Genomic DNA, 9,529 nt, shown 5'->3' with positions numbered 1-9,529 from the left:
CACCGTTCCGGCCGGGCCCGCACCCGTAGCCACGGTCCGTCACGGACCAGAACGGGATCGGTCGGGGCCGGGATGGCGGGGGCGGTGCCAGACGCCGGTGGCGAGCGGGGTGAAACCGGCGGCTCGGGCGACGGCCTCGGAGGCCGGATTGTCCACGGAGATCTCGGCGAGCAGGTGCTCGAGCGGACCGGCCAGAACCCAGTCGGCCACAAGAGTGACGGCATCGGACGCGATGCCTCGACCTCGGCGATCCTCGTGGAGCCACCAGCCGATCGTCGCGGCGCAACGAGTCGTGTCGAAGTGCCCGAACCCGACCTCACCCATCACCCCATCGTCGATCGGGTCGGCGATCACCAGGTCGAACGCGAGTCCGGCGAGGCGACGCACCTCCCAGCCGGCGATCCAGTGCGCCGCAGCAGCGACCGACCGGTCGGGTGGCGGTGTGGAACCGGCGGCGATCCGCACGTCGTGCCATGCGGCCGTGAGCGATTCCGCGTCGGCCGCGCGCCAGGGCCGCAGGACGAACCGGTCGGTTGCGAGATCGGGGACCTCGATCACGATCGGTTCGGTGGTCACTCTTCGTCGGGCCGCAGCTCGTTCGCCACCGAGCGCAGCACGCCGTTCAGGAATCGGGGTGAGTCCTCGCCGCAGTACTGCGTGGCCAATTCGACGGCCTCGCTCAGCACCGCGGCGGTTGGCACATCGGCTCGCGACTGCAGCTCCCATGTGGCCACGCGGGCGATGACCCGATCGATGACCGGCATGCGATGGATGCTCCACCGGGTGAGATTCCGTCCGATGACCTCGTCGAGATCCACTCGGGTTGCGTCGACACCTTCGATGATCTCGACGGCGTACGCCTCGAGCGGTATCTCGCGGGCCGCGAGGGCCTCGGCCACGGCATCGCCGGTGACTTCGGTCTGGTAGAGGAACGACAGCGCTTCCTCTCGTGCCTCGCGCCGGCCGCCGAGGCCGGGAACGGAGGCGCTCACGCCCGGCTGAGGTATTCGCCCGAGCGCGTGTCGATCTTGACCCGCTCGCCGGGCTCGATGAACAACGGCACCTGGACGACGAGCCCGGTCTCGAGCGTGGCCGGCTTGGTGCCCCCGGAGGAACGATCGCCCTGGAGTCCGGGCTCGGTCTCCGCGATCGTCAACTCGACCGATGCGGCGATGTCGGTGCCCACGATCTCGCTGCCGAACATGAGCAGCACTGCGGTGGAACCGTCGACGATGTAGTTGCCGGTATCGCCCAGGGCGTTGGGCGAGACGTTGATCTGGTCGTACGTCTCGTTGTCCATGAAGACGAAGTCGTCGCCGTCCTTGTAGAGGAAATTCATCTCGCGCTTGTCGATGGTGGCCCGCTCGACCTTCTCTCCGGCCCGGAAAGTGCGCTCGACGGTGCCGCCTGCCCGCACGTTGCGCAGGCTGGTGCGCACGAAGGCGTGACCCTTGCCCGGCTTCACGTGCTGGAAGTCGACGATCTGGAACAGGCCGTCGTCGAGTTCGAGCGTCATGCCGTTCTTCAGGTCGTTGGTGGTGATGGTGGGCACGGGAACTCCTGGTTGCTTCAGCGACTGGTTACGACGTGATCTTCATGAGAGTGAGATCTTGGGCGAGCGGGTCAGCGGACGGCAGCCGTCGTCGGTGACGACGACCATGTCTTCGACCCGGACACCGCCCACGCCGGGAAGATAGATCCCGGGCTCGACGGTGATGACCTGGCCGGGCTGGAGGCTATCGGTGTTGGTGCCACGGACCGAGGGAAGTTCGTGGATGTCGAGCCCCACGCCATGACCCGTGCCGTGAGCGAATTCGGGCCCGTAGCCCTCGGCGGTGATGAGATCGCGGCACGCCCGGTCGATGTCGCCGACCACGACGCCGGCCCGGACCGCCTCGACTCCTGCGGCCTGGGCCCGGGTGACGAGATCGTGGATGGTGCGGGCCGTCTCGTCGGCATCGCCGATCACGAACGTGCGCGTCATGTCACTGCGATAGCCATCGACCAGCGAACCCGCGTCGATCACGACCAGGTCACCCGGCGCGAACGGCCGGTCGCTCGGACGGGCGTGGGGCAGCGCCGCGTTGGGTCCGCCGGCCACGATGGTCTCGTAGGCCGGACCGGTGGCGCCACGCGCCCGCATGCCGTCCTCGAGCGCGAGCGCGACCTCGCGCTCGGTGGTGCCGGCGACCAGCAACGGGATCGCGTCGACGAGGGCGTCGTCGGTGATCGCTGCCGCACGCGCCATACGGGCCAGCTCAGCCTCGGTCTTGACGCTGCGCAGCTCGGTGATCAGGCCGTGGGTGGCGACGAGCTCGGCGTCGAGTGCACCCTCCCAACGCTGATGGTCGGCCCAGGTCACGTGGTCGGCCTCCAGCGCGACCGCGATGCCGGGGCCATGGGCGGTGTCGAGGAACGCGCGCCCCTCGGCGACGGTGTCGGCGCTGATGCGGACCTCGACGGCGGCGCCGCCGTCGGCGATCTGGGCCGGCGCCTGTGTGGCGTAGCGCGAGTCGGTGATCAGCGCAGCGTCGGTGGACGTGACCAGGAGCACCCCGGCCGAACCGGTGAAGCCGGTGCACCAGCGCACGTTGGTGAGATTGGTGACGACGAGGGCATCGGCGCCGGCCGTCGCGATCGCCGAGCGGATCTGATCGAGCCGCCCGTCGACCCGGAGCGGCAGGAGGTCGCCGCTCATGACAACAGGGCGGCCATGGCGTCGATGGCGAGCCGGTAGCCGTCGCCGCCGAAGCCGGAGATCGACCCGGTGGCGACCGGGCTCACGACCGACGTGCGGCGCCACGGTTCGCGGGCGTCGGGGTTGGAGAGGTGGAGCTCGATGATCGGGCCGTCGAAGGCGGCCAGCGCGTCGTGGATCGCCCACGACGAGTGGGTGAACGCACCGGGATTGATCACGATGCCCGGATTGACACCTCTGGCCGCATGGATCGCGTCGATCAGCACCCCCTCGTGGTTCGACTGGAGCGCGACGAGACCGAATCCCCGGGCATCGGCGACGGTCGTCGCCGTGTCGACATGATCGTCGAGCGTGGCGGTGCCGTAGATCTGCGGCTCGCGGGTGCCGAGCAGGTTCAGGTTGGGACCGTGCAGGAGCAGGATCTCGGGTCGGCTCATCGGATGGCCTCCATGGCGTCGGCGAGGACGGCTCGATCGACACCCACCACCGATTCGACGCCGTTCGCGCCGTCGAGCACCAGGGTGATGCCGTCGACGGCCTTCTTGTCGCGGCTGAACAGATCGAGCAGCTCGGCCGGGTCGAGTTGGGGGGGCAACGTGTGGGGAAGGTCGTAGGCCGAGAGCACGCGACGGTGCTCGGCCATCCGGGCCTCGTCGATACGGCCGAGGCGCAGGGCGACCTCGCCGGCGTAGGCAATGCCGACGGCGACCGCTTCGCCGTGGCGGAGGTCGTAGTCGCCGGCGGTCTCGATGGCGTGAGCCAGTGTGTGGCCGTAGTTGAGGATCGCCCGGCGTCCGCCCTCGCGTTCGTCGGCGGCGACCACGTCGGCCTTGATCTGCACACAGGCCGCCACGCGGGCCTCGAGGTCGAGTTCGTCGAGTCGCCCGCCACCGAGGAAGTGGTACTTGGCGACCTCGCCGACGCCGCTCCGGAACTCGCGTGGCGGGAGCGTCTTGAGCGTGTCGGTGTCGCACAGCACCGCCGAGGGTTGCCAGAACGCGCCGACCAGGTTCTTGCCTTCGGGAAGGTTGACGCCCGTCTTGCCACCGATGGCCGCGTCGACCTGACCGAGCAGCGTGGTGGACACGCTGACGAAGCGAATGCCCCGGTGGTACACGGCCGCCGCGAAGCCGGCCAGATCGGTGACCACGCCACCGCCGACACCGACGATCGCGTCACCCCGGGTGAGCCCGGCGGCCGCCATCCGCCGACAGATCTCCTCGACGACGGTCAGCGACTTCGCTTGCTCACCGTCGGGCACGTTGACGACCTCGTGGTCGATGCCCGGGTCGACTCCCCAGGGGATGTCCTCCTGGGTGATGACGGCCACCCGTTTCGCCCCGGCCGGGATCACCTCGGGCAGCATCTCGCGCACGCCGGCGCCGACGTGGACGGGGTAACTGCGGTCTTCGAGTCGGACATCGATGGTGATGGTCATGCCGAAACCTCCTCCAGAGCTGCGACGATGGCGTCGACGCAGTCGGTCCGGCGCATGTCGGTGGTGTCGATCCGTAGATCGGCCACGGCGAGGTATCCGGGCTCGCGCTCGGTGATCCTCTCCTGGAGCGAGCGACGAACGTCGCCCGTCAGCAGTGGGCGATCTCGACCCGATCCCACCCGTCGGGCCAGGGCATCGACGCTGCCGTCGAGCCAGACCACCAGTGCGGACGACGCCCGCAATCGGGTGCGATTGGCCTCGCTGACCACGATGCCCCCGCCGGTGGACACGACCCCCGGTGACGCGAGTGCCGTATCGAGCACCATCGCCTCGAGTTCTCGGAACCGCGCCTCTCCGTCGGTCTCGAAGATGTCGGCGATCGGGCGTCCCGCCGACTGCTCGACGAGCGTGTCGGTGTCGACATGCGTCGTGTGGAGTCGACGGGCAAGGGCGCGACCGACCGTCGACTTCCCCGAGCCCATGGGGCCCACCAGAACGACGGCGCACGGCGACACGCTGAGCAGGCTACCGGCGTGTCGCCACCGGGCCGGGATGGGTTTCGCGGTCCTGCGCCTCGACGGCGTCAGACGAAGCTGTCGGCGAAGAACACCACGGCCACCGTGGCCACCGCCATCGCCGGCCCGAACGGCAACGCCTTGGCCGACACGCGGGTCGGTGCCGAGCCCTCGGCATCGGGATCGGGTAACAGGTCGCGTTGCAGACGCTGCCCGATGACGGCGACCAGCAGACCGATCACACCGAACATCAGGAACGATCCGAGGATCACGTAGAACACCAGCTGGAACACCGGCGTCCACCCGACCCAGACCGAACCGGCCGCCCAGCCGAGATGCAGGCCGAGCAGGAGCGCGAACTTCACGTCCCCGAACGCCAGGCTGCGGGGCGAGATGAGGTGCAGAACGAAGAGGATCCCGCTGTAGAGGAGCATTCCCGCCAGCGCCTTGCCGATGGCCGTCGGTCGGTCGAGCCCGAACGCGGCGCCCATGATCGCCACCAGCGAGAGCACCGTGGAACCGAAGACCAGGCGATTGGGCAGCCGGAACGTGTAGAGGTCGATGACGGACAGCGCAACGGCGGCGGTGACCAGGACGAGCGGCGGCAGGAGCGTCCAGTGCCACCCGTAGTGAGCGGCGGCGGCAACCCACAGGCCCATCGTCGCGAGCTCGACTGCGGGATAGGCCGGAGTGATCCGATCACCGCAGTGACGGCAACGGCCCTTGCGCACGAACCACGACACGACGGGCACGACCTCGGCGACGCCGAGGTGGTGCTCGCAGAACGGGCACCGCGACCCCATGGACAGCGGGGTCCGGTCGGGTACACGGTCGACCAGCATCGTCACGAAGCCGCCGACGACCAACCCGAGAGGGATGGCGAGGAGAATGACCAGGAGGTCCATGAAGAGCGGACCCTAGGGCCCCGAACTCACCCGTCGACGGAACCCAGGAACTTCAGGAGAAGCCCGCGATTGACGCTGTCGTCCTCGGCCTCGACGGCCGCCAGGGCGGCGTCGCGTTCGGCCTCGGTGGTCGCCCTCGCCGCCGCGGCGACGGCCTTGGCGGCCTTGGGGCTCAGGTTGGCTAGCTGGCGGGCCATCTCGGCGGGATCGAGCTCGTCGTCGCCGTCGACCGGCGCCGGCGCACCGGCGAAGATGTCGGCGCTGATCTCATCGTGGCTGACGCCGTTGTCCGACGCAGCGATCGAGGACAGGCCCTCGAGCGGGTCGCCGGCCGACAGCAGCGGATCGATGACATCGTCGCTCGACGTCAACGCCGCGAGGCTCGGCTCGATCTCGTGGAGATCGTCCGTGTCATCGACATCCTCGCCGTCGTCGCCGCCGAAGTCGTCGGCCGAGAAGTCGGGCGAGTCGTCCATGGCGTCGAGTTCGTGCAGCAGCGCTTCGGGCTCGCCGGGGGTGGCGTCCTCGAACACCGGCGACTCGGCGTGATCCTCGAAAGGAACCTCTTCGACCGGTTCGGGCTCGAACGAGGTCGGGGCCGGCAAGCCGGCGGGTTCGTCGATGAAGTCCGCGAGACCGAGCTCGAGCAACTCCTTGACCAGGCGGCAGGAATCGATCTCGTTCAGCTGAAGGGACTCGGCCACGGCGCCCACCTGCGAACCGGATCCGATGGCGGCGATGCCCTTCCAGCGGTGCTGGTCGACCATGACGTCGGGACCTTCGAGCACGGGTCGCAGAGCCACCCACACGTCGAGCGACGGGATGACCTCTTCGATCGATCGCCATTCGACGAGCATGTTCTCGGCCGCGCCGAGCACGGGCTCGAGCGACTCCGGCGCGCCGGCGTTGGCGGCCTTCGCATCGGCCTCGAAGGTGAACGAGCCCGCCGAGAACCGCAGCAGGCCGAAGATCACCTCCGCGTTGCTGGGTGACTGTGTGACGGCGGACGCGAGCTCGGTCGCCACGACCTCCCCCGAGTCGACCCAGACGCTTCCCGAACCGCGGTCACCCGTGATGCGGAGTCGGCCCGTCTTCGCGGTGGACGCGAGCAGGCGAAGTACGTCGGGTAGGGCAAAGGTGTCGAGTGTGCCCGAAAGCGCCACGGTGACCTCCGAAGTCGTGCGAACACCCTGACCATCGGCACGGGCAACGGGGGAAGTAAGGACTACGAGAATTTGTTCTCGACGACGGCCCGCATGGCCGGAATCGGGGCCTCGACACCGGTCCAGAGTGTGAACGCCACCGCCGCCTGGTGAATCAGCATCGACACACCGTTGTGGGCATCGATGCCGGCGGCACGGGCCGAGGCGAGCCAGGCCGTCTCGATCGGGTCGTAGACGAGGTCGACCACGGTCTGCCCGGGGTGGAGGAGACCGGGGTCGCACGGCAGTGCACGATCGTCGCCCATGCCCACCGAGGTGGCGTTGACGACGAGATCGGCGCCACCGATGTCGGCTGCGTCGCCGACGCGCCCGACCGGCCCGGCGAGACCGGCCGCGATGGCGGCCCGGTCGGCGTTGCGGTTGACGACGACGACCTCGGCCGCCCCCGCTTGCGCGCACGAATGGATCACGGCCCGGGCTGCGCCACCGGCGCCGAGGACCAGCACCCTGCGGCCGTCGACGTCGAGGTCGGCGTCATCGCGGAGCCCGGCGAGGAAGCCCGCGCCGTCGGTGTTCTCGGCCCGCACGCGGCCGTCGCCGAGCGCGACCAGACAGTTCGCCGCGCCGAGGGCCACCACCGCATCGGAGCGCTCGTCGGCCGCGACGGCGACCACGTCCTTGTGGGGCATCGTGACCGAGAGGCCACCGAGACCGAGCGCACGCATGGCGTCGACGGCAGCGGCACCCTTGCCATCAGCCACCGGAAGGGCGATGTAGACCCAGTCGAGGCCCGTGGCCGCGAAGGCGGCGTTGTGGATGGCCGGCGAGAGCGAGTGGTGGACCGGATCACCGATGACGGCGGCGACAGTCGTGTGGCCGCTGATCATCCGCAGCCGAGATCCTTCTCCACACAGATCGCCACATTGGCCTCGTGTTCGGCGTTCGTCACGGCGAACGAGTGGGACCCGTCCTCGTCGGTGAGCACGTAGAAGAGCCAGTCGCCGGGTTCGGGGTTGAGCGCCGCTTCCAGGCTCGCCTCGCCCGGCGCGGCGATCGGCGTGGGGGGCAAGCCGGGCAGCCGCCGTGTGTTCCAGCGGTTGTCGGTGTTGTCGAGATCGGCCTGGGTGATGTCCTGGCACGAGATGCCGGCGCCGTAGCAGACCGCGGCGTCGATGCCCAGCGGCTCGTCGATGAGGAGGCGGTTCCAGATGACCCGGCTGATCTTGGCCCGATCCTCGGGAATCTTGGCTTCCTCCTCGATCAGCGAGGCGATGATCACCATGTCGTAGGCGTCGAGACCGAGTTCTTCGGCCTCGGGTGGCAGACCGCCATCAGCGAGGAGCGCATCGAACCGTCGATCGAACTCGGAGGTCATCCGGCCGATGATCTGGCGTTCGTTGGTGATGTCCTGTTCGGGCACGTCGTAGAAGGCGGGGAACAGGAGTCCTTCGTGGGGGAAGAACGACGCGCCCTCGGGGAGGTAGGTGGAGAACAGTTCCGGGTCGCGCAGCGCATCGAGCAGCTCTTCGCGATCGTAGAGATCGTTCTCCTCGAGCAGCTGCTCGATCGTCTGCGCCACCGTGAGGCCCTCGGGCACCCTGACCGTGAAGATCTCGGGGACGTAGGGACCCTCGGCCAAGGTGTCGATCACCTCCTGGTAGGTCATGTTCTCGAGCATCTCGTAGTCGCCCGCCTGGAACTGGACCTCGGTGTCGCACGACAGGAAACCGGTGATGGTGATCTCGCCGCCGTTGGGCACGTCACAGCGCAGCCAGTAGCGGAACACCGTGGCGTTGTTGATGATGCCGGCATCGGCGAGCTTGGTGGCGACGTCGTTGACGGCCGCCCCCTGTTCGATGGTGAACGGGACCTCGTCGCCGTGATCGCCGCCGGCATCGATCTGGTCGTCGATCCAGCTGTAGACGCGGCTCCGGGCCGCGACCACCAGCACCAACACCAGTGCGACGAGGCCGATGATCCGCAGGAAGCCGCCCCAGCTGGTGCGGTAGCGAACCCAGTTGCGATCGTCGGCGTCGTAGCGCGGGTCGACGAGCGGCGTGCCATCGGGGTCGTCCTCGAACACGTACTCGACCCCGTTGGCGTCGAACCCGGCGGAGACGACGGCTCCCGGTGGGGCCGCGTAGTCGGGAAGCGCCACGATCGGCACTTCCTCGCCATCGGGACCGACCGCCATCGGCGGCGGGGTGCGGGGCGCGGCCTGGGCCGGACGGGCGACCCGGGTGGCCGGACGTTTCGGTTCGTCGGCGGGGATGAACGGCAGGCTGGTGGCGCGCGGGGTTTCCGCCGGCGCCTTCGCTTCTTCGGGGATCTCGTCGTCGGTCTGACCGGTGAGGAAGGCCGCGAAGTTTCGTTTGGGCTTCTGCGGGTCAGTCACGGGGCATGCCTCCGTCGAGCCATGCCTGCAGCATCACTGCGGCGGCGACCTTGTCGACGACTCGGCGGCGAGCGTCTGCCTTCATCTGCTGTTCCATGAGGGATCGCTCCGCGCTGACGGTTGTCAGCCGTTCATCGTAGGGAACAACTGGCACGTCAAGGGTGTCGCCCAGCACCTTTGTTTCGGCGAGGTACTTCTTGGCCTGGGGGCCGACTGATCCGTCCATGTTGTAGGGCAGGCCGACGACGACGATCTCGGCCTCCCACTCCTCGACCAGCGCGGCGATCTCGCGGTGCTCCCGCTGACGGTCGCCGGAGCGTTGCAACACCTCGATCGGCATGGCCAGCGCACCGTCGGAGTCGCTGATCGCCACGCCGATGCGCTTGCTGCCCAGGTCGAGCCCCAGGGCTCGCAC

12 protein-coding genes are annotated in these 9,529 nt (G+C 68.9%); all 12 read right to left on the bottom strand.

Translation table 11 applies throughout. The features are described 5' to 3' along the window. Positions 1-39: 39 nt before the first annotated feature. Positions 40-576, bottom strand: a complete 537-nt coding sequence (locus RIB98_01810) for a GNAT family N-acetyltransferase (protein MEQ8839691.1) — start codon at positions 574-576, stop codon at positions 40-42. Further along, complete coding sequence (gene nusB, locus RIB98_01805) at positions 573-992, bottom strand: transcription antitermination factor NusB (GenBank protein MEQ8839690.1); 420 nt, start codon at positions 990-992, stop codon at positions 573-575. Before nusB ends, RIB98_01810 begins: the two co-directional genes overlap by 4 nt. Beyond that, the gene (efp, locus tag RIB98_01800) at positions 989-1,552 is read right to left on the bottom strand and encodes an elongation factor P (protein ID MEQ8839689.1); all 564 of its coding nucleotides are present in this window, start codon (positions 1,550-1,552) and stop codon (positions 989-991) included. The genes nusB and efp overlap by 4 nt, the downstream gene beginning before the upstream one ends. 42 nt (positions 1,553-1,594) lie before the next feature. Further along, positions 1,595-2,698 carry a Xaa-Pro peptidase family protein gene (locus RIB98_01795; protein ID MEQ8839688.1) on the bottom strand — a complete coding sequence of 368 codons (1,104 nt, stop codon included), beginning with the start codon at positions 2,696-2,698 and terminating at the stop codon, positions 1,595-1,597. After that, positions 2,695-3,135: a type II 3-dehydroquinate dehydratase gene (locus tag RIB98_01790; GenBank protein MEQ8839687.1), complete on the bottom strand. Its 441-nt coding sequence runs from the start codon at positions 3,133-3,135 to the stop codon at positions 2,695-2,697. The genes RIB98_01795 and RIB98_01790 overlap by 4 nt, the downstream gene beginning before the upstream one ends. Next, positions 3,132-4,136, bottom strand: coding sequence for a 3-dehydroquinate synthase family protein (locus RIB98_01785; GenBank protein MEQ8839686.1), 1,005 nt, complete (start codon positions 4,134-4,136; stop codon positions 3,132-3,134). Before RIB98_01785 ends, RIB98_01790 begins: the two co-directional genes overlap by 4 nt. Then, positions 4,133-4,651: a shikimate kinase gene (locus tag RIB98_01780; protein MEQ8839685.1), complete on the bottom strand. Its 519-nt coding sequence runs from the start codon at positions 4,649-4,651 to the stop codon at positions 4,133-4,135. Before RIB98_01780 ends, RIB98_01785 begins: the two co-directional genes overlap by 4 nt. A 68-nt stretch (positions 4,652-4,719) precedes the next feature. After that, a complete protein-coding gene (locus tag RIB98_01775) occupies positions 4,720-5,556 on the bottom strand; it encodes a prepilin peptidase (GenBank protein MEQ8839684.1) in 837 nt (278 codons plus the stop codon). A 26-nt stretch (positions 5,557-5,582) separates the two neighbouring features. Then, complete coding sequence (locus RIB98_01770) at positions 5,583-6,719, bottom strand: DUF4388 domain-containing protein (protein ID MEQ8839683.1); 1,137 nt, start codon at positions 6,717-6,719, stop codon at positions 5,583-5,585. Positions 6,720-6,781: 62 nt separating this feature from the next. Next, complete coding sequence (aroE, locus tag RIB98_01765; GenBank protein MEQ8839682.1) at positions 6,782-7,606, bottom strand: shikimate dehydrogenase; 825 nt, start codon at positions 7,604-7,606, stop codon at positions 6,782-6,784. Beyond that, a complete protein-coding gene (mltG, locus tag RIB98_01760) occupies positions 7,603-9,114 on the bottom strand; it encodes an endolytic transglycosylase MltG (protein ID MEQ8839681.1) in 1,512 nt (503 codons plus the stop codon). The genes aroE and mltG overlap by 4 nt, the downstream gene beginning before the upstream one ends. Continuing rightward, positions 9,107-9,529: a Holliday junction resolvase RuvX gene (gene ruvX / locus RIB98_01755; protein MEQ8839680.1), complete on the bottom strand. Its 423-nt coding sequence runs from the start codon at positions 9,527-9,529 to the stop codon at positions 9,107-9,109. Before ruvX ends, mltG begins: the two co-directional genes overlap by 8 nt.

Source organism: Acidimicrobiales bacterium (assembly GCA_040219515.1).
Classification (GTDB): domain Bacteria; phylum Actinomycetota; class Acidimicrobiia; order Acidimicrobiales; family Aldehydirespiratoraceae; genus JAJRXC01.
This window is presented reverse-complemented; position numbering and strand designations above follow the sequence as displayed.